General features: G+C 55.7%; 22 protein-coding genes and 1 pseudogene. 16 read left to right on the top strand and 7 right to left on the bottom strand.

Annotated elements, in window-relative coordinates; translation table 11 throughout:
* Positions 1–203 precede the first annotated feature (203 nt).
* A complete protein-coding gene (locus tag ACQK2Q_RS08500; protein ID WP_425409315.1) occupies positions 204–2,123 on the top strand; it encodes a DUF3363 domain-containing protein in 1,920 nt (639 codons plus the stop codon).
* Positions 2,124–2,281: 158 nt separating this feature from the next.
* Positions 2,282–3,262: an AAA family ATPase gene (locus tag ACQK2Q_RS08495; RefSeq protein ID WP_425409314.1), complete on the top strand. Its 981-nt coding sequence runs from the start codon at positions 2,282–2,284 to the stop codon at positions 3,260–3,262.
* Here the strand turns inward: ACQK2Q_RS08495 and ACQK2Q_RS08490 are convergent.
* A pseudogene (locus ACQK2Q_RS08490) lies at positions 3,242–4,362 on the bottom strand (IS3 family transposase). The gene ACQK2Q_RS08495 and the pseudogene ACQK2Q_RS08490 sit on opposite strands and share 21 nt — an antisense overlap.
* A gap of 106 nt (positions 4,363–4,468) precedes the next feature.
* On the opposite strand from ACQK2Q_RS08490, the gene ACQK2Q_RS08485 reads away from it, so the two are divergent.
* From ACQK2Q_RS08485 to ACQK2Q_RS08475, 3 genes are all read left to right on the top strand, one after another.
* Positions 4,469–5,140 (top strand): TOPRIM nucleotidyl transferase/hydrolase domain-containing protein, encoded by a 672-nt coding sequence (locus ACQK2Q_RS08485; RefSeq protein ID WP_425409313.1) that lies wholly within the window; start codon positions 4,469–4,471, stop codon positions 5,138–5,140.
* Positions 5,130–6,260, top strand: a complete 1,131-nt coding sequence (locus tag ACQK2Q_RS08480) for a hypothetical protein (RefSeq protein ID WP_425409312.1) — start codon at positions 5,130–5,132, stop codon at positions 6,258–6,260. Before ACQK2Q_RS08485 ends, ACQK2Q_RS08480 begins: the two co-directional genes overlap by 11 nt.
* 259 nt (positions 6,261–6,519) lie before the next feature.
* A complete protein-coding gene (locus tag ACQK2Q_RS08475; RefSeq protein ID WP_425409311.1) occupies positions 6,520–7,347 on the top strand; it encodes a DUF2971 domain-containing protein in 828 nt (275 codons plus the stop codon).
* A gap of 158 nt (positions 7,348–7,505) precedes the next feature.
* Here the strand turns inward: ACQK2Q_RS08475 and ACQK2Q_RS08470 are convergent, their stop codons facing one another.
* From ACQK2Q_RS08470 to ACQK2Q_RS08450, 5 genes are all read right to left on the bottom strand, one after another.
* Positions 7,506–8,639 (bottom strand): hypothetical protein, encoded by a 1,134-nt coding sequence (locus ACQK2Q_RS08470; RefSeq protein WP_425409310.1) that lies wholly within the window; start codon positions 8,637–8,639, stop codon positions 7,506–7,508.
* 40 nt (positions 8,640–8,679) lie between these two features.
* Positions 8,680–9,375, bottom strand: coding sequence for a hypothetical protein (locus tag ACQK2Q_RS08465; protein ID WP_425409309.1), 696 nt, complete (start codon positions 9,373–9,375; stop codon positions 8,680–8,682).
* Between the two features lie 107 nt (positions 9,376–9,482).
* Positions 9,483–10,628, bottom strand: a complete 1,146-nt coding sequence (locus ACQK2Q_RS08460) for a hypothetical protein (RefSeq protein ID WP_425409308.1) — start codon at positions 10,626–10,628, stop codon at positions 9,483–9,485.
* On the bottom strand, positions 10,625–10,972 hold the full coding sequence (locus ACQK2Q_RS08455) for a hypothetical protein (protein WP_425409307.1): 348 nt from the start codon (positions 10,970–10,972) through the stop codon (positions 10,625–10,627). The genes ACQK2Q_RS08460 and ACQK2Q_RS08455 overlap by 4 nt, the downstream gene beginning before the upstream one ends.
* On the bottom strand, positions 10,972–11,544 hold the full coding sequence (locus ACQK2Q_RS08450) for a hypothetical protein (RefSeq protein ID WP_425409306.1): 573 nt from the start codon (positions 11,542–11,544) through the stop codon (positions 10,972–10,974). The genes ACQK2Q_RS08455 and ACQK2Q_RS08450 overlap by 1 nt, the downstream gene beginning before the upstream one ends.
* Before the next feature lie 270 nt (positions 11,545–11,814).
* Between ACQK2Q_RS08450 and traG the strand changes: the two genes are divergently transcribed.
* The 8 genes from traG to trbJ are packed head-to-tail and all read left to right on the top strand — an operon-like array spanning position 11,815 to position 18,949.
* Positions 11,815–13,809, top strand: coding sequence for an IncP-type conjugal transfer protein TraG (gene traG, locus ACQK2Q_RS08445; RefSeq protein WP_425409305.1), 1,995 nt, complete (start codon positions 11,815–11,817; stop codon positions 13,807–13,809).
* Positions 13,809–13,988, top strand: a complete 180-nt coding sequence (locus ACQK2Q_RS08440) for a hypothetical protein (protein ID WP_425409304.1) — start codon at positions 13,809–13,811, stop codon at positions 13,986–13,988. Before traG ends, ACQK2Q_RS08440 begins: the two co-directional genes overlap by 1 nt.
* A complete protein-coding gene (locus tag ACQK2Q_RS08435) occupies positions 13,985–14,275 on the top strand; it encodes a hypothetical protein (RefSeq protein ID WP_425409303.1) in 291 nt (96 codons plus the stop codon). The genes ACQK2Q_RS08440 and ACQK2Q_RS08435 overlap by 4 nt, the downstream gene beginning before the upstream one ends.
* Positions 14,268–15,245: a P-type conjugative transfer ATPase TrbB gene (gene trbB, locus ACQK2Q_RS08430; RefSeq protein WP_425409302.1), complete on the top strand. Its 978-nt coding sequence runs from the start codon at positions 14,268–14,270 to the stop codon at positions 15,243–15,245. Before ACQK2Q_RS08435 ends, trbB begins: the two co-directional genes overlap by 8 nt.
* Positions 15,242–15,550, top strand: a complete 309-nt coding sequence (locus ACQK2Q_RS08425) for a TrbC/VirB2 family protein (protein WP_425409301.1) — start codon at positions 15,242–15,244, stop codon at positions 15,548–15,550. Before trbB ends, ACQK2Q_RS08425 begins: the two co-directional genes overlap by 4 nt.
* Positions 15,550–15,816: a VirB3 family type IV secretion system protein gene (locus tag ACQK2Q_RS08420; protein ID WP_425409300.1), complete on the top strand. Its 267-nt coding sequence runs from the start codon at positions 15,550–15,552 to the stop codon at positions 15,814–15,816. Before ACQK2Q_RS08425 ends, ACQK2Q_RS08420 begins: the two co-directional genes overlap by 1 nt.
* Entirely contained in the window at positions 15,810–18,248 is a 2,439-nt protein-coding gene (gene trbE / locus ACQK2Q_RS08415; protein WP_425409299.1) for a conjugal transfer protein TrbE, read from the top strand. Before ACQK2Q_RS08420 ends, trbE begins: the two co-directional genes overlap by 7 nt.
* The gene (gene trbJ, locus ACQK2Q_RS08410; RefSeq protein WP_425409298.1) at positions 18,233–18,949 is read left to right on the top strand and encodes a P-type conjugative transfer protein TrbJ; all 717 of its coding nucleotides are present in this window, start codon (positions 18,233–18,235) and stop codon (positions 18,947–18,949) included. The genes trbE and trbJ overlap by 16 nt, the downstream gene beginning before the upstream one ends.
* Before the next feature lie 143 nt (positions 18,950–19,092).
* Here the strand turns inward: trbJ and ltrA are convergent, their stop codons facing one another.
* Positions 19,093–20,634: a group II intron reverse transcriptase/maturase gene (gene ltrA / locus ACQK2Q_RS08405; RefSeq protein WP_425408295.1), complete on the bottom strand. Its 1,542-nt coding sequence runs from the start codon at positions 20,632–20,634 to the stop codon at positions 19,093–19,095.
* 638 nt (positions 20,635–21,272) lie between these two features.
* Between ltrA and trbL the strand changes: the two genes are divergently transcribed.
* Genes trbL through trbG form a run of 3 tightly spaced genes read left to right on the top strand, consistent with a single transcriptional unit; the run spans position 21,273 to position 24,257 of the window.
* Positions 21,273–22,601: a P-type conjugative transfer protein TrbL gene (gene trbL, locus ACQK2Q_RS08400; RefSeq protein ID WP_425409297.1), complete on the top strand. Its 1,329-nt coding sequence runs from the start codon at positions 21,273–21,275 to the stop codon at positions 22,599–22,601.
* A gap of 1 nt (position 22,602) precedes the next feature.
* The gene (gene trbF / locus ACQK2Q_RS08395; protein ID WP_425409296.1) at positions 22,603–23,289 is read left to right on the top strand and encodes a conjugal transfer protein TrbF; all 687 of its coding nucleotides are present in this window, start codon (positions 22,603–22,605) and stop codon (positions 23,287–23,289) included.
* 2 nt (positions 23,290–23,291) lie between these two features.
* A complete protein-coding gene (trbG, locus tag ACQK2Q_RS08390) occupies positions 23,292–24,257 on the top strand; it encodes a P-type conjugative transfer protein TrbG (protein ID WP_425409295.1) in 966 nt (321 codons plus the stop codon).
* Positions 24,258–24,309: the final 52 nt, after the last annotated feature.

Genomic DNA, 24,309 nt, shown 5'->3' with positions numbered 1-24,309 from the left:
ATGGGGCGCGGGGCGGAGGGGCGCGGAAGGCAAGATAAAAGGGACTGGCGCCAAGAAGCGCGTCAGCCCAGTCTGCACATCCCTTCCGCGCGACTCGCGCGGACAAGTCAGCGAGTCGCTGTTTCTAAAGAAGTCGTTGAGTTAGCGAAGAAATTGTTGGCGCCAAGTTTGACGGGGCGGCCATTTCAAGCGCCGGGACCGTTATGACCGGCGGCGAATATGACTTCACGCCGCGCCTTGGACGTATTCGCAATAAGGGAGCGCGCTCGGGGCAAACCGAAGTGCAAAAGCTTATTCGGGTCGCCTCGGGCCCGCGCGCGAAGAAGCGAATTCGGCGTGGCGCGACATCGCCGGCGGCTGGCGGGCGATATGGCCGCCGGTCCATTGTCAAAACCCGCATCGTCAAAATGGCGGGGACGGGCGCCGCGAAACAGCGCGCGCATTTGCGTTATATCGAACGCGACGCCGCGCGCGGGAAAGAAACCGGAAAGGCACATGGCGGCGCACTCTATGACAGGGAGACAGGCGAAGCTGATCGCGACGCGTTCCTGGAGCGAGGGAAGGGCGACCGCCATCAGTTCCGGATCATCCTGTCGCCGGAAGACGGCGGCGACCTTGAGTCCTTAAAGCCTCTAATCCGCGATTTGATGGCGTCGATGGAGCGCGACCTCGAAACGAGGCTCGACTGGATCGCGGCGGATCATTACGACACCGGCAGGCCTCACACGCATATCGTCATTCGCGGCAGGCGCGAGGACGGCGCCGATCTTATCATTCCGAAACGCATCATCGCCTACGAAATGCGCGTGCGAGCCAATGAGCTTTTGACCATTGAGCTTGGGCCCGTCACCGAGCGCGAGTTACAGCAGCGCATCGGACGCGAAGTCGGGCAGGAGCGATGGACAAGTCTCGACCGCGATCTTGCCGCCATGGAAAGGGACGGTTCAGTCGAGGTCGAGAAAGACTCCCGGCATCTGAAATCACGGCTGCATCTCTTGCGTCTTGAAAAACTTCAACGCCTTGGCCTTGCGGATAAGGTCGAAGGGCGGCGCTGGCGGCTCGCTGCTGGTTGGCAGGAAAAGTTGCGCGATCTTGGGCTGAAGGGTGACATCGTCAAGGGGATGAACCGGGCGCTGCGAAGTCGCGGCGACGAGCGAACGCTCGGCGCGGAGGCATTGTTCGATCCGGTGAAAGAGGAAGGGAAATTCGTCGGCCGCGTCATTGAAACCGGGCGGCATGGCGACTTTCACGAGCGCGCCTTTGCGGTGATCGACAGCATTGACGGTTCAGTCCGTCATGTTGATCTCGGTGAGGCGGAGGAAACTGATGAAATAAAACGCGGCGTCATTATTGAGGTTTCAGGGCGGGGCGATGGGATAAAAAAAGCCGACCGCGTCATTGCCGATATCGCCCGGCGCAATAACGGCGTTTACAGTCCGGAGCGGCACGCTGAATCCGATCCCAATGCCAGCCGCGAATTCATACGCGCTCATGTCCGCCGACTGGAAGCCTTGCGGCGGCTGGGCGTCGTCGATAGGTCGGGTGATGGCTCGTGGGAAATCCCGGACGACTATGAAGCGCGCATCCGCAGAGCGCATCGAGGGCTCTTGAGTAAATCGCCAGTTGAGGCACGCATACTTACCACCTGGACGCTTGCCGACCAGACGGAAGCACTCGGCGCGGGATGGATTGATCGGGAGGCGGTAGAACATGGGGCGGGCCGGTTGTCGGACGAGGGCTTCGGCGGCGAGGTCAGAAAAGCCATGGAACGCCGCCGGGAGTTCCTTCTGGCGCGAGGCCTCGTAAATGAGCGTGAGGTCGCCTCGATTGATCGCGTGCTGTTGAGCCGCCTGGAGGCGATGGAGCTTTCGGCGGCCGGAGAGTCGCTGTCCGCCGAATTCGGCAAGCCGTTCGTAGACGCCCCGAAAAGCGGTAAGATCGAAGGGCGATATGTGCGTAATATTGAGCTAGCGAGTGGGCGATACGCTATCATAGAGAAGAGACGCGAACTAACGCTGGTCACATTGCGGCGGGGTATGGAGAGGGCATTAGGCCGGCAGGTTTTTAGAATAGCACGGAGTGGGCGTGTGACCTGGGACTGGACGAAGGGCAAGGGGCGCTAGCCGAGTGGTTGGTCGTCTTTGCGCGCAAAACCGGACATGAGCAGCGTGAAGCTCCACCCAAATTCGTTCTATAGGATCAATCGAGAGATGCCACCAACTTACCCAGCAACCAAACAAAGGAAGCTTTTAATTACTCCATCCGGTGGTAGAATAGATGAATGTACATAGCGAAATTAAAAATCAAAAACCTCAAGAAATTCCATGGAACTCATGAGTTCTTATTCGATAAAGGAACCAATATTCTCGTTGGGGATAATGACTCTGGCAAAACCACACTGCTAGAAGCGCTAGAAATGGTGCTGAATAGTCGATTACATGGTCAATCACTCACGCAGAGTATATCTACGGACCTCTTCAATAACGAGGCTGCAAGAGAATTTCTCCAAAGCGATAAATCCGCGGAGCACTTACCAGAGATCTTGATCGAAGCGTTCCTAGAAGAGGTCGCAGACTTTACGAGTGAAGCAAAACTTCGAGGCTCTCAGAATAGCGACAAAAGTGACAGTACGGGAGTTTGTTTACGGATACGTTTCAACTCTGAACTAAGCGACGCGTATTCGAAATTTTTGAAAAATAACACTGATTTGAAAACGCTTCCGATCGAGTTCTTCCTAGTGGAATGGTACGGATTCGACTGGAAACAAATTCATCAGATGAGCGCAAATTTTCGGTGTATTGCGATAGACCCTACTCGAATTCATCCATCATTCGGACGACATCAGTATATCAAAAGCACTCTAAGTGCTATCGGTGATCAAGAAATTGGAACCCTGAATTTGAGCTTTCGACAGTTACAAGCCGTGTTTGCCGAACAAAAAGAAGTCCAGAGGATAAATGATGGATTAGATGCTGATTGCGAGATAACCGAAAAGAACCTTTCGGTTGTTGCAGACATTTCGTCTTCGAACACTTGGGAGCGGAATCTGCAGCTTGCAGTCAACAAGATCCGATTTGAGTACATTGGCAAAGGAGAACAAACTCAGATTTTGCTCATGCTCGCATTAAGCAAAAAGCTCAAAGATGCCCCATTTGTATTAATCGAGGAACCTGAAAACCACCTTTCCCATCTTAACCTTGTAAAATCAATCGAGCGCATAGAAAGGTGTCCAGCCCCATCTTCATGGGCCACTTTCAGCTAGAGTTTCCGGAACCGGCGGGCGCATTCCGAGCGCTTGATGCGGGCGGATGTGATTGTATTGGCGGAGCCATTTACCGATGACAGTTCTGGCTTGTTCGACCGTCGCGAACCATTCTGCATTCAGCACTTCTCGGCGCAGCGTTCCGTTGAACCGCTCATTATAGCCGTTCTCCCATGGACTGCCTGGGTAGATCTGGATTGGCTTGACGCCGATCTTCTTCAGCCAGTCTTGCAGCGCTTCAGCCGTGAACTCTTTTCCGTTATCAGACCGAATGAAGTCAGGCTTTCCGCGGTTGAGGATCAATGGATACAGCGCGTCGAGCACGTCCGCTGAGCCCATCCTTGGTCTGGCGACGACAGCGAGCGCCTCGCGGGTGTATTCATCGATGACCGTCAGCATGCGATAGGGCCGGCCATTGCTGAGCTTGTCGTGAACAAAATCAACGCTCCAGATATGGTTGGGATACTTGGGACGGAGGCGAATGACGGAGCTGTCCTTGTGGTAAAGCTGTCTGCGCTTCTTGTGACGGGCCGGCAGTTGCAAACCTTCCTCTCTCCACAGCCGCTCAACTTTCTTATGATTGACGTCCCACCCTTCGATACGAAGAAGCTTAGCGATCTTGCGATAACCGTAGCGACCATATTGTTTGGCAAGACGGATCAGCGAAAGGCGCAGGGCTTCGTCATCTCGTCTGGGTTTCGGCTTATATTGCAGTGAAGAGCGCGCCATGCCGACCGTTCTGCAGGTCCGCCGTTCTGACATATCCAGCTTCTGGCGAACGCGAATGACGGCCTGACGGAGATCGGCAGCGGTCAGGCCTTGGGCTTTAGATAATCGAGCGTCTCTTTGAGGATCAGCTTGTCGAGTTCGAGATCGGCGACAATCTTCTTAAGCCGGGTGTTTTCCTTTTCCAAGTCTTTCATCTCACGGAGCTGCGACTTGCCCATGCCGCCATACTTCTTGCGCCATGTGTAATAGGTTGCATCGCTGATCCCGGCCTTTCGACAGGCGCTAGTGACATCACTGCCCGCTGAAAGTTCAACCTCAATCTGCCGTAGAAGATTCAATACATCTTCGTCTGAAAACCGTTTCCGGGCCATCAATCCATTCCCCAAAATACCTAGTGATCACCTTATCACATGGCCTGACTTTAAGGGGGAAGGACAAGGGAAACAGCTGTTTCTAACGACTCATAGCTCTTACGTCTTGAATAAGCTGAACTTAGCTAATGTGACTGTGCTCGGCGAGAGTCCCAAGCGATTAAATACCGTCGATAAGGAAACCGCCAAGCGCCTAAAGCGGATGCCGGGCTACGATACATTACGAGTTGTGCTGGCGAGAAAAGTTATTCTAGTCGAAGGACCTTCAGATGAAATACTTCTCAAAAAGAAATATCTTACTTTGCACGGCGTCCTGCCCGAAAAGCATGGTATAGACATAATCGTTGTGCGCGGAATTGGATTTAGGAACTTTTTGAATATCGGTTGCGAAGTTGGCAATCAGATTCATGTCGTAAAAGACAACGACGGCAATTACTCTACGAAAGTACAGCCACTTATTTGCGAGTATACCGATTACCCGAAAATCAAATTTTTCTCAGAGCTTGATGGTACTTTGAACTCGCTTGAGCCAGCGCTCTTTGCGGTGAATGGGAACTCAGAAGATCAATTGGATAGTTATGCAAAAATCGCTTTGTCCCCACAAACCTACAAGAAGTACGCGGCGGAAGAAGGAATACAGGGGAAGACCGATTTCCTCAAAGACTGGTTCAAAGATAGCGGAGACAAAAAGGTAGATTCAGCAATTCGCATTTTCGAGAGTAATGATTCGATACTTTATCCTCCGTACCTGGAAAATGCGCTCAAATTTGACTCGTGAACTTCGAATAGCTTGTGCCGGAGCGGGCAAATCTACTTGGATTATTTCCGAAGCCGCCAAGCTCGCTCAAGCAGGTAGGCCTTGTCTTATAGTTACGTATACTGAAGAAAACCAACTTGAGTTGAAAAGAAAGCTTGTTGATAAGTTTGGCGACACCAGAATCAAGATTGAGGTAAAGGGTTGGTTCTCATTTCTTCTAGAGGATATGATCAGGCCGTATCAAAATTATTTGCTGGAAACGCGACTGCGGAACGTAAATTTCAATGATTCAAATCCCCACAAGAAGGGGACTTTCACAATCCGAGGCACCGGAGAACAACAGAATCTTCGTCGTCATTTTACAACAAATAACGGTCAGCTCGTGCATACTTTCTTTGTTTCGAAACTGGCAGAAAGAATCCATAAAGCGAGTGCTGGGGCTTCTGTTTCTCGATTATCAAGAATTTACGGCGGTATTTTTTTCGACGAAGTGCAAGATCTAGTGGGATGGGATTACGAAGTGCTTTCCGCACTTTCAAAGTCAAGCCTACCGGTTGTTCATGCGGTGGGTGATTTTCGTCAAACAATCTACCAAACAGCGTTTGGAACGAGACGCCCACAAAGTGATAATGAGAAAAAAGAAAAATTCGCTCAAATGAACTTTGAGACTATTCCAATGCCAGGTAGTCATCGTTGTTGCCAAGCCATTTGTGACGTAGCTAACCTTGTTTATCCTCCAGGGCATTATGAGGATACTGTCAGTATTGTAGATGTGGCAAAGTACCCGCTGCCCCGTCACACGGGGGTGTTCACTGTAAGTCGCGACAAACTCGCGGATTACGTTTCATTTTGCAAACCATCGATCATACGCCTAAACAAGAATGTGGAAATAGAATTATGCCGAGGGATTCAGTCATTCACTTTTGGAAAGGCTAAGGGAAAGCAATTTGATAATGTCCTTATAGTACCGACGGAACCCCAGAAAGCGTTTTTCTTAGGTGACCGAACAGAGCTTGACCGAGGCAAAACAGATAAGTCTAAGGCTCAGTTTTATGTGGCGCTGACTAGAGCTCGACACAGCGTCGCAATACTCATGGACGAAAAAAGTGTGATTGATCGGGTCAAGACTTACTCCGGCTAGAGCGATCTAATGCGTTAGAGTTAATTTGTTGATGCTTTGTTGTTCGAGCTAGTAGATGTTTTTCGCTTGTCTGGAGAATGTCTGCTGTGAGGATTTCTCGGTGGAGGCGATCACTCAAAACCCTTGAGGTTTGGAAATGTCAAGAAGCGCATTTAAGTATGTCGGACCGAGCAACGTCGACAAGGTTTTTCCTTCGTCCAGTAAAATAACTTTGAGATGCTCTCGACCTAAGGACTTCAATGACCCTTATGAGCTTTTTTTGACGACCGATTTCAATATAGACCCAAAGTTGCTTGCCGCGTATGCAGAAGCGGTTGGAGAGATTCCTCATTTTCCGACAACTTGTTTTTCTTCTTCACCGGTTGTCGTTCCCATGTGGGCACACTATGCGGAAAATCATAAGGGATTCGTAATTGAACTTTTTGAGAATGAATTGACTAGCTACCTGCACGAGGCTCGGATTGATAATGTCAAATATTCAGATCGGCCATTGACGGATTTTGCTGATTTAATCGCGCGTGTCGTGCATATTGGAAAACCGAGATATACTTACCTACTTACCAACGCCGTACTTGAGGCGGCCTACTTTACAAAAACGGTGTGTTGGAGCTACGAGCAAGAGAGAAGATTGATAGCGCAAAATTCATTCGTTCGTGAATTGAATGACTTAATTTTGCTAGACCTTCCGCCGGCGTGCTTAAAGAGCATAGTTTGCGGTGCAAATGCATCGCAAGAAACAAAGGGCCGTCTCCAGGATATATCAAAGACAATGGGGTGTGAGTACTATGAACTCCGAATCGGTAAGAGCTCTTCAGTACCATTCCTAGTCGATTCAAGTGGTCGTTCATTTACGTTCACCGGAACAGAAATCTCGTCTAGCAAGAGTTTTTGCAAAGAGTGCAAGGAGCCTTTAGGCTCTGTTCAAGAAAAATGCTCTTGGTGTCAGATTGACGACGCAATGCGGGCGAATGCCGCATCCCGAAACTCCTACCGAATTCTCAATCACTATGGGATGCTTGAGGAATACATTCGAGAGATGGATTCTGTGACCGGTAGCGGACGCCGGGATGATGCTGAGGGTGAATAAAGTTTGGTGTGAGGTGTGCTCATTTTGGAATTTATCTAATTAGTCCCGATGGCGAATGTCCGCTTTGAGAATTGGCCGGAATTCAGAAACGCGCAAGAAATGAGGCATTAGCTTTTGTAAGGGCGGGATTACCCGAAGAGAACTTGGCAACCTGCACCTTACACGATCGTTCGTTCCATCATCATTGCGACTAAAGCCGCCCGATCCAACGGTTTACCACCGAGAATAACCTCGCCAAAGGTATCGTCGACGACCCTATCGGCACCCTTGTGAACATGGACGTGAATTCCAAATTCCTGTTCGCGAGCGGCGGTCCAGACAATTGCCGGCGTGGACGCCCAAATTGTATGGGTGTAGCCGTTGTAGTCGTCGAGGTTCAAAGAACGATCCGGCGTGGCGTATTTTAGGGTTTTCGCGAAGCTGTCATGTAAAGGCTTCAGTGGCGTTGAGACGATAGGCTTCTTGCTCCAGGTACTGTCGCGACCGCAATTCCCGCAAAAGTGCTTTCGGTGCGGCGTCTGGGCGAAGTCGCCGAGGTCCAGATGCGGATAGCCGCAATGGCTGCAATTGATGCAGTCCATTTCTTTCTCAAGTTCTAGCCCGCAGACGAAATCAAACGCCGCGGGCGGCGTGACGTTTACCAGGCTGATATCGTTTGCCCCGAACAGGTCCATGCCTGATCCATATTGAATGGAAATGGCGTGAAAGTCCTTATCGATAACTTTTTTGGCGCCCGCATTCTCTCGCACATGGACATGGATCTTCGGCGGCCGAGGGGCGATCTCTTCGGTTGAAATCGCGGCCGGCATCGAACACCAGATTCCAACCTCTTCATGCGCATCGACGTTCACGCAGTAAGGCGATACGACGTAGTTCATCCGTTGGCCGTGATTAGCACACCTCATCACGCCTAGCTGCTCCCTCGATGCGAAATCAGCCTTCGTTCCCCAATGCGTCTGATGCGTGCGACACCACACCCGTGGTTGCCCGTTGCGGAATTTCCCGGCGTCGGTGAAATCGCACGGTAACTCCGCATCAGAGCCGTTCTTTGCCGGAAAATGACCCAGCATTTCCGGCGAGTTCACAGCGATATTTCCGAGCGTCCGTCCGTAGGACCAACATATCGCCGCAGCCTCGGTTCGAACTTTCACGGCGTCCTGTTTTGCTGCCTGCTCATTACACACTTTTTCGACCCACACCTTTTGCGCGTCCTCTCCTGTTGCGTTCTTCCATTCGCAGTACCAGAGTTCGACGGCACCTGTAGCCTTATTCAGCCTTCGCTCGATAAACATCTCAACAACTCACTCTTTTTCTACGTTGTGCGCCGAAAATCTAAACGCTGTTCGGAGTACAGATTACCGTGCAACTAAAGCCGTCTAGCCCGCTCGATTGCTTGGTATGGGCATCAATTGACCCGCCCGGCTTTTGAAAAAACTCCCGACAATGATCGCCCGAGCGAAACCGTATGTATTCGCTTACATTGGCGAGGCCGATAAAAACCGGCCGAAATCCGAAACCATGTCCTGGTTCTTCAGCATGGCGCGAAACGCCTTCTTGAAGCGCAAGCTCAATCGCGGACCCGCCGTCATTCAAATCGGCGTACTTCGGATTTTTTCTCAAACTCTCCAAGACGCCGATACCGCGATCGCGAACCACAATCTCGAATCGTCCTAGCCGCGCCGAGAAGAGCACCTGTCCGGTTTCAATTTTTTCGCTGTGCTCGATAACGTTGCTGAAAAACTCTTTAACTGCCGCAAGCAGCTTTCCTCCGTGGTCCGAGGAAAATCCAGAATCTCCGGCGGCGGCCTTAAGCTTGATAGCGAAATCGGTCCATGCGGTGGCGTTTCGGCTGATCTCAGCAACAGAAATCATGCCTTGCCGGCCATCCGTGGAGATAAAGGTGTTCAGATTGCCGATGCTGGCGACGAGCAGCGCTTCTGCGGCCCCGGTATCGAGCCATGCTCCGTGCCCATTGAACGATGATGCGACCTCAGGCCTGCAATGGGCCAGCTCCAGCGCCGGCGACACATCGTAGACGCGGTGCTCCGGTAAATCGTCGATCGCAACCGCGCCGCTTTCGAGTGCAAGGGCGATATCGTCCGCAATGTCGTAAGTGAGCGCGTCGATGAGTCACCTCACGCCGCTCTCGACACAGGGTCGGGTTCGGGGTCCGTGTAGAACCTGTTGTGAAGATAGGCGATCCGCTCGCGTGCATTGTGCTGAAACAAGGCATCGACGGGTGCGCCCATATCAGTCGGCATTGTTGCCCAGGTGAGATTGCGGTTTCCCACGCGCTCTGCGCGTTGCCGGTTGATGGTTTTCACGAAAGTTCCGGATTCGATGTAAATCACTCGCCGAAAGAGCTTCCTCAGGAATGGAATGACATCGGGCTTGCCGCGGATGATGATGTCCAGATCGCGCCCAGCCATCTTCGCGATCATCGCCAGCTGTTCGAGATGAAATCTGCGTCGGGCCTTCGTGGCAGATCCGGTAATGAATTCATACGACAGGATCTGAATTTCCGGCCGCTCGCGAATGAAAAACGCCCACCGACTGAAGTCGCGTTCCGTCCGTCCATGGGCGTGAAGTGCGCAGGCGATACCCCCCAATTGAAACTCGGCGAAGACGAGCGCAATCCGTTTCATCGCATGAAGGTCATCCGTGCGGGGATGATTGATAAAGACGCTGAAATTGGGTGCCGTCACCAGTGCGACGCCGATCTGGCGAAGCTGTTCAATGATGCCGAGGCGCTTCTCTCCAAGCGCCCACCACGGCTCGATGCGGTGATCTTGATCAACGCCCGTCAAGATAAGCGTTGCCGCCTCTTCGATGCGGAACGCCTTGCAAAGCTCCGCCCTCGTTTCGAAGCGAAGCCTTCCGGTCCGGAAGTTGATAAGGTCAGCGAGACGAAGCGCCATGATGCCGTATGACAGCGCCTTCGCCCGGCTGCTGCCATGGTAGACTAGCGGGACAATTTCGTCGTTGAAATTGACCGCGACAGTCGGCGTTCGTGCGACGTTGTCGAATTCGAAGCCATCGATCTCGCGAACTTGTTGCGCGAACAATTCAGCCTTTTTCCGGCAAACCAACGAGCAGGATTCCGATTTCCCGCAACAGAAGGCGAGGCAATCGAGAACGCCTTCCTCGATGCTGAGACCGCCGCATATGTCAAAATGTCGGCAGGACGGGCAACCAAGCGCCATTGGAACGCTTCCAGGGCTGTCGGTCAGTTTTCGCGCAATCAATCGATCGCTGCGAAGGTCTGGCGGCATCTGGCTCATTTGATTGACATCTCCACCGTTCCCGAGATCTTATTGACCTTCTCGACGGTGCCCGTGGCGACGCCACTCGATTTCGAGACAGCTTCAGCGATCACTGGAGAAGCCGTCTCAACCTCGGCGACAACGCTGTTTCCCTGGCATCCGGTAAGACCCGCGCCGTTCTTCTCGATAATGAGTTTATCGCCTTTGGCGACGCTAAAGCCGCGTTTCAACTTGGCGATGACTCGGCGCGGCTTGTCATTCGGTTCTTGCGTGAATAAATCGCCTGTCGCCAGTGCGGCACGTTTACGGTCGATATGCTTGGCGTAACCTTTGTTGCGCTTGTCGAGAAAATCAGCACCCATTATAATGCCTCATCGAGAATTGGTTTGTAAAATTTCGCGCGTCCGCGCGAAAACTCCTTGATCACCCCGCGAGCGACGAGACCCGCAAGCCTGTTATTCCAGGCATTCGTGCTCTTGGCTTTTTCAGTGTCGCCAAGCCGTTCTTTCAGCGTGTTTGCATCCGCCACGCGGTTTTCGATGATGTAGTCGAATGTGAGCTGCTGCTTGGGATCGAGTTTGCCGATCAGCTGAACATTTGAAAGCAGACCTGACGAAGAAATCTCGCAAGAAATGATCGCGTCGCTCAGCGCCTCTGTCAGCACCGCGAGTTCATCGCGAATTTCATCATTCAGATTTGCAACCACCGGATAAAGAGAGGACTGCCGCGCACGCATATAAGTCTTCGACGCAAAGACAGTTTCGCGCAGGAAGCTGGCGGTCGCCACCTCGACGCCGCCAAAGTCCATGATCAGGGCCGTCGGCTCTTCCGGTTCGCTCCCTGTCGCCGCAATCAACCTGACGAAAACCGCCTTGCCCGCAACGGCCCCGGCCAGAATCGTATCGTTCGCTAGCGCCCTCATGTCGATCTTCATTTGATTCACCATAACTCACGTAGAAAAAGTGAAATAGAATGGAACGATCGATTCGTCAACCCCGTTTAAGGTCCGCTTTGAGGATAAAACGGTCGTACTTGGATCCCACAGCACAAAAAAATCCTCCTCCCACATTGTCATCAGCCGTACTCACAGGTTCCATATTATTCACTTTCGAACAATATAATGCATTGAAACTGCTCGCTTTTTCGCCTTGACGTTTTTTGTCTTCTGACTTGAAAGTTCGCTCCATTAAAGGAGCGAACGCGCGTGACGCCGACTAAAATTCTCATTGGGCAGATCATTGTCGTACTGGCCGTTGTTATCGGCGCGGTGTGGGGCGCGACGCAGTGGGCGGCGGCGACGCTGAACAATGATCCATGGCTCGGCCGTCCATGGTTTTTTCTTGGCGACCTGCGCGTCTTTCACCCCTGGCGGTTATTCCAGTGGTGGTACGCCTATGAAGCTTATGCGCCAGCAGTATTCAACAAGGCTGGGGCGATGGCGGCCGCCGGCGGTTTTCTTGGCGCCGGTACAGCGGTTGCAGGCTCCGTGTGGCGGGCGCGGCAATCGAAGGATGTGACAACTTACGGCTCGTCGCGTTGGGCGACGCGTAAAGAAATCATCAAGGCGCGATATCACAAGTCGGCCGGCGTATTTCTAGGCCGTTATGAACAAAACTATCTTCGTCATGACGGGCCGGAGCATGTTATCGCGTTCGCCCCGACGCGGTCGGGGAAGGGCGTCGGGCTTGTTGTTCCGACGCTCCTTTCCTGGCCGGGCGGCGCCGTCATTCACGATATCAAGGGCGAAAACTGGGATCTGACCAGCGGCTGGCGCAGCGGATTTTCAAACTGTGTGCGGTTCGATCCGACCGATCCGCAAACGGCGCGCTTCAATCCTTTGCTGGAAGTTCGCCGTGGCGCCAATGAAGTTCGCGACGCCCAAAACATCGCTGACATTCTGGTCGATCCGGATGGACCTTATTTGCGCCGCGACCATTGGGATAAGACAGCCTATGCGCTGCTCGTGGGCGCCATTCTTCACGTCCTTTACGCCGAAGAGAACAAATCCCTCGCCCAGGTCGTGAGCCTCCTTTCCGATCCGAATCACAGCTTCGACGAGACCATCGACCGGATGGCGGGCACAAATCATGTGGGAACCGAAGATGCGCCCAAGACCCATCCTGTCATTGCCGAATTCGTGCAGGAGGTGAAAAACCGCACCTCGAATGAACGTTCCGGCGTTCTTTCGACAGCGCTCAGCTTTCTTTCTCTTTATCGCGATCCGCTCGTCGCAAACACAACGTCGGCATGCGATTTCCGCATCGCTGATTTGCGAGATGAGCAGCGCCCGCTGTCACTCTATCTCGTCGTTCCGCCGTCAGACATCTCGCGCACCAAGCCGCTGATGCGGCTCATCCTCAATCAAATTGGACGGCGCTTGACGGAACATCACGGCGCGGCGCATGCAGGCCAACGCGTTCTCCTGATGCTCGATGAATTCCCGGCGCTCGGCAAGCTCGACTTCTTCGAAAGCGCACTTGCGTTCATGGCTGGATACGGGGTGCGTGCTTTTCTGATAGCCCAGAGCCTCAATCAGATCGAGAACGCTTACGGGCCCAATCATTCGATCCTCGACAATGCTCATGTGCGCGTTTCTTTCGCCACCAATGACGAACGCACAGCAAAGCGCGTCAGCGATATGCTTGGTTCAGCGACGGAAATGCGCGCCATGCGTAACTATGCTGGCCATCGCCTCGCGCCCTGGCTCGCTCATGTCATGGTTTCGCGTCAGGAAACCCAGCGCCCCTTATTGACCCCCGGCGAAATCATGCAGCTGCCGCCGGACGATGAATTGGTGATGATATCGGGGCTCCCGCCGATCAGGGCGAAGAAGCTCAAATATTACGAAGACCGCAACTTCACGGAGCGCACGCTGCCGGCGCAGGAAGCGCCAAAAATAAACGAGGCGCCTGCCAAACATGACTGGGTTGGCGTCAAAGCTTCGGTTCATCTAGACCTTCTCGAAACGGCGCGCCAATCGTGGAAATCCGATGACGACATCGAACGGGACCGCGCTTACGGAAAGCCCTTCAGGACGAAATGCCGTGATGATCGTAAAAGCGGCGAGCGTTTAACCGATGACGATTCGCCGGAGATCGCCGCTAAGGCGATGGCGCAGAAATCAAAAGGCTTGTCGCCCGCCCAGCGCGCCTATGGCGTCGAGCGCGGCGGTGATCTTGACCTGATTGGAGGCCGGTAATGGCGAAGCCGCGTCTCATCGCATACGTTTCCAATGACATTCGCGCCAAGGTCGCCGCCGCGGCGAAAAAACCCGGCGTTTCCAATCCGAAATCATCGAAGCGGCGCTCAACGCTTTCTTCTCCCACGAAGTGGACGATCAGCGCGACGCGGCGATCATCCGTAGGCTCGATCACATGAGCCGGCACATGGCCCGGCTTGAACGCAACGACGCCATTTTCGCCGAAATGATGACACGATATGTGCGCATCTATCTTACTTTCGCACCCTTGATCCCCGACGCCTCGAAGCAAGCGGCGAAACTCAAAGGCGACGAACGTTTCTCCCGTTACATCGACGCCGTCAAAGGCCAGCTCGAACGCCGTCGCAGCGTTTTCGAAGACGCGTTCGAGGAGTTCGTCCCCTCTGCGGAGGATTTCTTCGAGGCTAAAGACCTCCAGGACTTAAAGGAGGCGGGCCATGCATGATGTTTTCCGCCAGCGCCTTGCCGGCATGCTGCGGTCCGCCCTGGGGGCGGCGATCACCGATGCGCTTTCCGATCCGTCCGTTGTTGAGGTCATGGTCAATCCCGACGGTACGCTCTGGGTCGAACGCCATGGCAGCGGCCGCGAAAAAACCAATGTCGTGCTGACTACTGACGTTACAGAACGCGTCATCCGTCTCGTCGCCAGTCATATAGGCGTTTCATGTGACAGAGGCCATCCCATCGTCTCGGCGGAACTGCCGGAGAGCGGAGAACGCTTTGAGGGCGTATTGCCGCCGATTTCGACGGCGCCGTGCTTCGCCATCCGCAAACCTGCCGGGAAACTATACCGGCTGTACGATTACGTCGCCTCTGGGGTGTTGCGCGCCGAGCAGGCGCAGACGCTTCGCGCCGCTGTGCAAACACGCAAGAATGTTCTCATCGCTGGCGGCACTGGATCGGGGAAGACCACACTCGCAAATGCGCTGCTTGCTGAGATCGCCGCATCGGGCGAGCGCATCATTCTCATCGAAGATACGCGCGAGCTTTCCTGTGACGCCGACGACTGGATTGCGCTTCGCACCAAACCGGGCGTCGCGGCGCTTGGATGTCTTGTGCGGTCTACACTACGCCTACGTCCGGACCGGATCATTGTCGGCGAGGTGAGGGGCGGCGAAGCCCTCGACATGCTGAAGGCCTGGAACACAGGCCATCCCGGCGGGCTGGCGACGCTTCACGCCAATTCCGCAGAAGCCGCGCTCTCCCGTCTTGAACAACTGATCGGCGAAGCAGCGATGACCGTGCCGCGGTCCCTGATCGCGGAAGCCATCGACATTGTTGTTTTCATCGCAGGCCGAGGGGAAGCGCGCCGGGTTGAATCCATTCTTGAGGTTACAGGGCTTGCGCCTGACGGCTTCCGGCTGCGCGACCTCACTCCCGTTTCTTTTGGATCGCAGGAAAGGAAAGCATCATGATCCGTGCTTTGAATATCGCGGCGCTAGTCGCCGTTATCGTCTTCTTTTCATCATCGGCGCACGCCGCCGGCTCGGGCATGCCCTGGGAGGCGCCGCTCACCCAGATACTCGACTCGATCGAGGGGCCGGTAGCGCGCATCATCGCCGTCATCATCATCACCATCACCGGGCTGACGCTTGCCTTTGGCGGCGCCGATGGCGGTTTCCGGAAGCTCGTGCAGATCGTCTTCGGTCTTTCCATCGCTTTTGCGGCGACGAGCTTCTTTCTCGCCTTCTTCTCTTTTGGCGGTGGAGCGGCGATCTAATGTCGGGCGCGCTTCCCCAAGGCTTTACCGTGCCGCTGCACCGGTCCCTGACCGAGCCCGTTCTCATGGGCGGGGCGCCCCGGGCGGTGGCGATCCTTAACGGCACGCTGGCGGCTGCGGTCGGCCTTGGCTTGCAACTCTGGCTCGCTGGAATTGTCTTCTGGATTGTCGGGCACGGTCTCGCCGTCTTCGCCGCAAAGCGCGATCCGAAGTTTCTGGAAGTGATCCTGCGCCATGTTCGTCAGGCGGGGAGCTATCGATGCTGAACCTCGCCGAATACCGAAATCGAGGCGCCATGCTTGCCGATCATTTGCCTTGGGGCTTGCTCGTCGCGCCGGGCGTCGTATTGAACAAGGACGGGAGTTTTCAGCGCACGGCGCGTTATCGAGGGCCAGACCTCGCAAGCGCAACGGCGGAAGAACTGCTCGCAAAAACCGCTCGCATCAATAATGTCCTCAAACGCTTCGGTTCCGGCTGGGCGCTTTATTTCGAGGCGGCGCGCGTTCCCGCGATTGACTATCCCCAAAGCGAATGGCGCGAAGCAGCCGCCTGGCTCGTCGACGAAGAACGCCGGGCGATGTTTGAAGAAGAGGCAGGGCACTATGAGAGCGAATATTATCTGACGCTCGGGTTTCTGCCGCCGCCGCAGTCGGTCGACCGCGCCGAAAAGCTCTTCGTGGAGCGCGAGCAGGGAACAGCGGCGCCGAGTTCTAAAATTCACCTTGAGCGGTTTTTGACCGACTCGGGCCGCGCCTTCGATTTGCTCGAAAACGAATTCGACGCGTTTCATATCCTCAATGACGAAGAGACGCTTTCCTATCTGCATGGAACAATATCGGCCAAGCGCCATGGCGTTCGCGTTCCTGAAACGCCGGTCTATCTCGACGCCATCCTAAGCGACTCTATCCTCACCGGCGGTCTCGAACCGATGCTTGGCGGTCAGCATCTGCGGGTCGTCAGCGTTCGCGGATTGCCCAATATGACCGAGCCGGGATTCCTTGACGACTTAAACCGGCTCGGGTTTTCCTATCGCTGGACGTCGCGGTTCCTGCCTCTCGATAAAACCGAGGCGACCAAGGCGCTCGCCAAATATCGCCGCCAATGGTTCGCCAAACGAAAATCCATTGCGGCGATCATCAAGGAAGTGATGTTCAATGAGGGGAGCGCCCTTGTTGATACCGACGCTGACAATAAGGCGGCTGACGCCGACGCGGCGTTACAAGAACTCGGTGCCGATGACGTCGCTTTCGGCTATTTAACGCAAGCCATTATTGTTAGCGACGCGAATTCTAGAGCCGCCGACGACAAGGCCCGTGAAATCGAACGGGTGCTGAACGGCGCCGGCTTCGTCGCCATTCGCGAGAGCGTCAACGCCGTCGAAGCCTGGCTCGGATCGCTGCCGGGCCACGCTTATGCAAATGTCCGCCAGCCCATCGTTCATTCTCTCAATCTCGCCCATATGGCGCCGTTATCGGCGGTTTGGGCGGGGCCAAAAGCAAATGCTCATCTTCAGGGACCGCCGCTTTTTTATGCGACGACGGAAGGCGCGACGCCCTTCCGGTTTTCGACCCATGTGGGCGATGTCGGCCATGGCATGGTGGTCGGGCCTACCGGCGCCGGAAAATCTGTTTTCCTAAGCCTCATGGCGATGCAGTTCCGGCGTTATCCGAGGGCGCAGGTTTTCTTTTTCGATAAGGGCGGTTCGGCGCGGGCCGCGATGGCGGCCCTTGGCGGCGCGTTTTTCGATCTAGGCAAGGATGATGCCCTCAGCTTTCAGCCGCTGGCACACATTGACCAAGCTCATGAAATCTCCTGGGCGCTGGAGTGGCTTTGCGATCTCTTTGCCGGCGAAGGCGTTGTTATAGATCCGGAGTTGAAAGAAACAATTTGGTCAGCGCTCAATAGCCTTGCGACGGCGCCTGAGCGGGAGCGCACCCTAACAGGCCTCGCTGTACTCATTCAAAACCAGCGGCTGAAATCCGCGTTACAACCATTCACTCTTGACGGCGCGCACGGCGCCGCGCTCGACGCCGATCATGAAAACCTTTCGCTCACGGATATGGCCGCGTTTGAAATGGAAACACTTATGGGCGAAAAGCGGCTTGTCGCGCCGGTGCTTTCCTATCTCTTCCACCGGCTTGATGAACGCTTTGACGGGTCTCCAACGCTTCTTATTCTCGATGAAGCCTGGGTGTTTCTCGACAATCCGCAATTCGCGGCGCGCATTCGCGACTGGCTGAAAACCCTGCGCAAGAAAAATGTCGCTGTCTGGTTTGCAACGCAATCCTTGAGCGACATTGGCGCCAGCGCCATTGCGCCGGCGATTATCGAATCCTGTCCCAGCCGGATTTTCCTGCCCAACGCCAGCGCCATCGAACCGCAGACGAGCGACATCTATCGCTCCTTCGGATTGAATTCGCGCCAGATCGAGATCATCGCCTGCGCAACGCCGAAGCGGGATTATTATCTTCAATCCCGCGACGGCGACCGGCTGTTCGATCTGCAGCTTGGTCCCATCGCCCGCGCTTTTTGCGCAACGTCGTCTCAACAGGATCAGGCCCGCATTAAGAAAATACTTGGCGAAACCCATGGACAGCCATTTGCGCCCGCCTGGCTGCGCGCCAATGGCGTCCATTGGGCGGCCGATCTCATCGATCATGAAACAAAGGAAGGAGAACTCTCATGCGCCGTAAGCTAAAGGCGTTCATTGCCGCGAGCGCGCTCGCGATATCCGTCGTCACGCCGTCTCATGCCTTTATTCTGGGCGGTATTGTCTACGACCCAACCAATCACGCGGAAAACCTTTTGACGGCCGCGCGCACACTGCAGATGATCAACAATCAGGTCAAGCAGCTCGCCAATGAAGCGCAGATGATCGTCAATCAGGCCGAAAACCTGAAAAACCTGCCCACTTCCGTTGCCGCAGATTTGCAGGCGACTCTTACCGAGATCGACTCTCTCGTCGCAAGCGCCAGGGGCATCGCTTTTACGGTATCGCAGACCGACGCCGCCTATGCTGCGTTTTATCCGGCGGATTATGCGTCCTATTCGAATGCGCAGATGACGACCCATGCGCGGCTTCGCTGGGAGGCGGCGCGTTACGCCATGGAAGATGCGCTCCGGCTGCAAGCGAAAGTCGCCGAAATTGCAACTGCCGATGCGGCGGTGATCGATCTTCTGATGACAGAAAGCCAGGGCGCCGCAGGAAATCTGCAGGTCGCGCAAGCCGGCAATCAGCTTGCAGCTATGAACGCGAAGCAGACGTTACAAATGCAGCAATTGTTGGCCGCCCAATACCGCGCCCAGACCCTCGACGACGCCCGCAAGTTGATGGCGAAGGAAGAGGGGCGCACGCGGCTCGCCCGCTTTGTTGGCGACGGCGCCGTCTACACGCCCTGAAAGTAAAGTCCCGTAGAGTAGAGATGAAGCGCTTTATCACCTTACGGAGACAAGTTTCTCCATCCCCCTCTCCGAACCGGACGTGCAGGTTTCCAAGCATCCGGCTCTCCCTGCATGGGCGTTTGCGCGCCCATGGGTGGTCCTCAAATATGTTTGAGGCGTCGGAACGAGTCCTGGAAGTCATACATGCTGTCACGCTGTCTGGTCTTCCACTTCGCGTTCCATCCGTTCGGTTTCTCTATGCTCTGGTTCGGGTAACGCATCGTCCTTCCTTCAGTGAGGTGACGCAGGCGTTTGGGCTTTTCAGTCCATTGCCGCCGTTTACCCGGAGCGCTGAGATGATAGCGTCGTCGCAGCACTGGCCACGATGCGTTTCCGTGCTTCATCTTCAGCCAGCGCCCGACGCGCTGCCATATCCAAAAGTCGAGACGGCTGAACTCCCGATAAGCGCCAGTGGCGTAGCGGTAATAGTTCCTCCATCCCAACAGGATTGGATTAAGTCTATCGATGACGTTGGCGAGCGACCATCCCGTAGGGATGCTCTTCACCAGACTCTTGATCGTGTAACGCAGGTCGTTCAGCTTGCTCTTCGGAATGAAGAGTTTGCCGACTTGGGGGCGTCGCCCGTGTTTGTTTGGGCGAGCCGCCTTTTCCTGCACCACCCGATAGCCAAGGAAGTCGAAGCCCTCCCTGACATCGGTGATCTTCGTCTTTTCCATCGACAACTCCATGCGAAGTTCCTTCTTCAGGAACTCCGCCAGCGCGCGCTTTTCAGCTTCCGCTTGCTCCCTCGCGCCTTCGACGAGAACGACAAAGTCGTCCGCGTACCGAACCATGTAAAACACCGGCCTGCCTCGTCGGTGGTCTCTGACCCGTCGAGCGGCGGCGTTTATACTTGGTTCGCGAGGTCGCATGGACCATCGTCCGTACCGCTCGTCGATGGCTGTCAAATAGATATTCGACAGCATCGGCGAGATGATCCCGCCTTGCGGCGAGCCTGTGACGGAATGACGAACGGTCCCTTCGACCATCACGCCGGCTTTCAGGAAAGCGAGGATCAGCTTCAGCACCTTGCGGTCGTTGATGCGCCGTCGCACGCGCTCCATCATGACATGATGATCGATGGCGTCGAAACACCCCTTGATGTCGCCTTCGATAACGTAGCGGTAGACCGAAGGTCCACGCTTTGTCGGGTGAAGGCATTTCTGGATTCTCTCCAGAGCATCATGAGCGTTTCTTCCTCTTCGGAATCCGAACGAGGTCGGATAAAAATCCGCCTCGAAGACGGGCTCCAAGATCAGCTTCAAAGCCATTTGCACCAGACGGTCGGTCAGCGTCGGAATGCCGAGCGGCCGGAACTCTCCGGGCTTGCCGGGCTTCGGGATAAGCCGTTGCCTGACAGGTTCCGGGCGATAAGTTCCGTCGCGGAGACGTCCTCGAATGTCATCGAGGAGTCCCGCTGCGCCGCCGGGGCGCTGTTCGACCGAACGCCGCGTCATCCCGTCCGTTCCCGGTGTTTGGCTGCCGCTATTGCGGGCGAGCCGTCGCCAGGCTTCGTTCAGGGTTCTGCGGTCGCAAACGAGATTGAACAGATCAGCGAACACCTTGTTAGGGTCTTCGCTGCTCCACCGATACAGCTTGCGTTGCATGTCGAGGACGAACGACGTATTCACATCGCCGGTCATGACCCTTCCTCCTGCTTGCTTGCCGTATCCACTGCCTCCCTTCGCCATGTGGACGGCTTTCCCGTCCCCGGACTACTACGAAGGCTCCGCCCCTCGTCATCGCGGTCGCTGGTCGCTTCAGCCATCCGGCGTCGGAACGCACCGGAAGCGATCACAAGGTTCTTAGGTTCCGCAACTGATCTCTCGCCTGCTTTAGGCGCCGACTTTACCCCGTGTGGAATCCGGCCCCGGCGCCACGCAAACCCACGCCGGGGCTGGCGCGCAGCGAACTGCGCGCCTCCAGTCCGTACATCCATACTACAGACCAACGCTCCACAGACTGGCGGCTTGCGCCGCAAATGTCCCCGCCCACTTCCGAGTTGGCGAGTGTTAAGAGGTAACGAGGCTTCCACCATCGGTTCGGTTTCCCTCGCCATGACAGGCTCGCTGGCCGGACCAGCCACGAGATCGGAAGTTCCCGTCTGTCCGGCTTTGATGGGTTCTGCTGATTTATGGCGAACCGAAAGCACTCGGCTTGCCTCACCCATCTGCTCATCGCCGCATATTGCGTCATGCGGCGTGCAAGGTTTCTCACCTTGCGAGATCAGTAACGACTTTAAAATCAAAGCACTCCTTTCTTTGACTAGGACCTAACGCACATGGGTGATCTTAACGTCATTGACAGTTTCGTTGCGACCTTCACAGCCTATATCGATTCAGGCTTTGGATTGCTCGCGCCGGACGTCGCCTTCTTAACGGCGATCCTCATTGGCATCGATATCGTCCTTGCGGGACTTTTCTGGTCGCTTGGCTCCGAAACGAATGTTATCGGGCAGTTTCTGAAGAAGGTGCTTTATGTCGGCGCCTTCGCGTTCATCATCAACAATTTCAGCTTTCTCTCGAATGTGATCTTTTCGTCCTTCGCCCAGCTTGGCCTTAACGCCACGGGCGGCACACTCACGGCGGCCGATCTCCTAAAGCCCGGCTTCGTCGCCAACACCGGCTACACCGCCGCCTATCCGTTGCTGGATGAAGTGGGCGGGTTACTCGGGCCCATCGCCTTCTTTGAAAATTTCGTGTTGATTTCGATACTGATGCTGGCGTGGCTGATCGTGCTGCTCGCCTTTTTCATTCTGGCGATCCAGCTTTTCATCACGATCATCGAGTTTAAGTTGACGACGCTTGCGGGGTTCATCCTTGTTCCCTTCGCGCTCTGGAACAAGACTTCGTTTCTTGCCGAACGCGTTCTCGGCAATGTCATTTCCTCCGGCGTCAAGCTCATGGTGCTCGCTGTTATCGTCGGAATCGGCTCCACCATCTTCGGATCGATCACCGGCGCCTTCACGCCGGGCGCCATTACCCTTGAAGAGGCTGCGTCGGTCATTCTCGCTTCGCTTTCGATGCTCGCCCTTGGCGTTTTTGGGCCCGCCATCGCCAACGGTCTTGTTTCGGGCGCACCGCAGCTTGGCGCCGGGGCGGCCGTCGGCACGATCGCCGGCGTTGGAGCAGGCGCGCTGGCAGGCGGCGCAATCGCTTATAGCGGGATCAAGGCTGCCGCATCCGGCGCGCGCAGCGCGGTCTCTTCTGGCGCGTCCCTGGCTGGTGGCGCTCACGCGTCCTACGCCATGGGACGTTCTCTTTCCGGCTCGGGCGGCTGGCGTGGCGCCGCTTCTGGCGTTTCCTCCATGGCCTCGGCGGGGGCGGGCGCCGCCATGTCGTCCATGCGCAAGGGGGCAGCCCGTATGTTCGGCGATCCTGGCGCTTCGTATAGCGCAGGCGCGCGCGCGGCGTTTGAAGGAACCGGCGGCAAGGCCGCGGGGTCCGTCAATACGCCGTCATCGGTAGCTACCGCCGCGCCGCAATGGGCGCGCAATTTAAAACGCGAACAATTCGTCCGGGACGCAGGTCTCGCGACGACACAAGCCATCCGCGACGGCGACCGGCCCGTCAGCGGCGATTCTCCAAAACTCAAACAGGACGACGACTGATATGTGGAAACGAAGTCAGGACGCCTACGGAAAAACGCCGGAACCCGAAACGCCGTATCAGCGCGCCGGGCAGGTCTGGGACGAACGCATCGGCTCGGCGCGCGCGCAGGCGCGCAACTGGCGCCTCGCCGCCTTTGGCGCGCTTATCTTATCGGCGGTTCTCGGCGGCGGGCTTGTCTGGCGGTCGGGCCAGAGCCTTGTAACGCCTTACGTGATTGAAGTGACCGCAGACGGCGGTGTGCGGGCGGTTGGGCCGGCCCGCGGCGCCTTCAGCCCGAATGACGCCCAGATTGCTTATCATCTTGCGAACTTCATCAGAAACGTGCGGTCGGTCTCTATCGATCCGGTCGTCGTGCGTCAGAACTGGCTTGCAGCTTACGATTACGCCACGGATCGCGGCGCGGCGGCGCTCAATGAATATGCGCGCGTCAACGACCCGTTCCGTGAGGTCGGCCAGCGCAGCGTTTCGGTGGACATCAATTCCATTGTGCGGTCCTCCGACAATAGTTTCGAAATCCGCTGGCGCGAAAACGAATACCGAAATGGCAACTCTGTCGGCGCGGCGACATACACCGCAGTCCTCAGCATCGTGATGGATGAGCCGCACACAGCCGAAGCGCTGCATAAAAATCCGCTCGGCATCTACGTCCACGGCGTCAACTGGTCGAAAGACCTCAATGGAGGGTGAGTATGCGTATTAAGAAACATTTGATCTGGCTGTCGCCGGCGCTGCTATGCGCGTGCGAAACAACAACGCCAGATTTTGTTCTCGATCCGGCGAGTTTTAGTGAGGCGAAGGCCGAGAGACCTCCCGCCGTCGTCGAGTTCGAACCCCAGGTAACGCCGCTTCCCTTGCCGGGCCAGTTGAAGCCGATTGTCGAGAAGACGGCGGCGCCGTCGCTCAAACCCTATGAGCGGATCGACAAGGCGAACGCCGATGCGAAAATCGAACCGGCCCTCGATAATTTTGTCAACGCCGTGCAGGTCTATCCCTTTGTTCAGGGCGCGCTGTACCAGCTTTACGCAGCGCCGGAGCAGGTGACTGATATCGCCCTTCAGGCCGGAGAGCAGCTCATATCGGTGTCGGCGGGTGATACGGTGCGCTGGGTCGTCGGCGATACGACGAGCGGATATGGCGACGCCGAACAGGTGCATATTCTTGTTAAGCCGATCTCTTCCGGGCTGACTACCAATCTCGTGATCACGACAGACCTCCGGGCCTATCATCTCGAAATGCGCAGCTTTAACGAGACCTATATGGCGGCGGTCTCCTGGCGCTATCCCCAAGCCGAGCTGGTTTCGAGCGAGCGAAAGCCCAAATCGTTGCGTTCGCCGACGATAGAGCGTGGGCTTGCGATTGCGTCGCTCAAATTCCGTTACGAGATTGACGGCGACAAACCGCATTGGCGACCTGTCCACGCCTTCGATGACGGGGAGAAGGTCTATATTCAGTTTCCCGACAATATCGCGCAAGGAGAAGCGCCGCCGCTTTTCATCGTGGGGGAAAGCGGGGAGGCGGAACTCGTCAATTACCGTGTCAAAGGCGCCTATTACATTGTCGACCGGCTCTTCGCCGCTGCCGAGCTGCGCCATGGCGGCAAGCGTCAGAACATCGTGCGCATCACCCGCAATGATCTGAAACTCGCGCGCCGCTGACACTCATGGACAAACCACTTGAAATTCGCGGGCGGCCGCGGCCGACGACAAG

The organism is Hyphococcus sp. (assembly GCF_965228385.1).
GTDB lineage: Bacteria > Pseudomonadota > Alphaproteobacteria > Caulobacterales > Parvularculaceae > Hyphococcus.
This window is presented reverse-complemented; position numbering and strand designations above follow the sequence as displayed.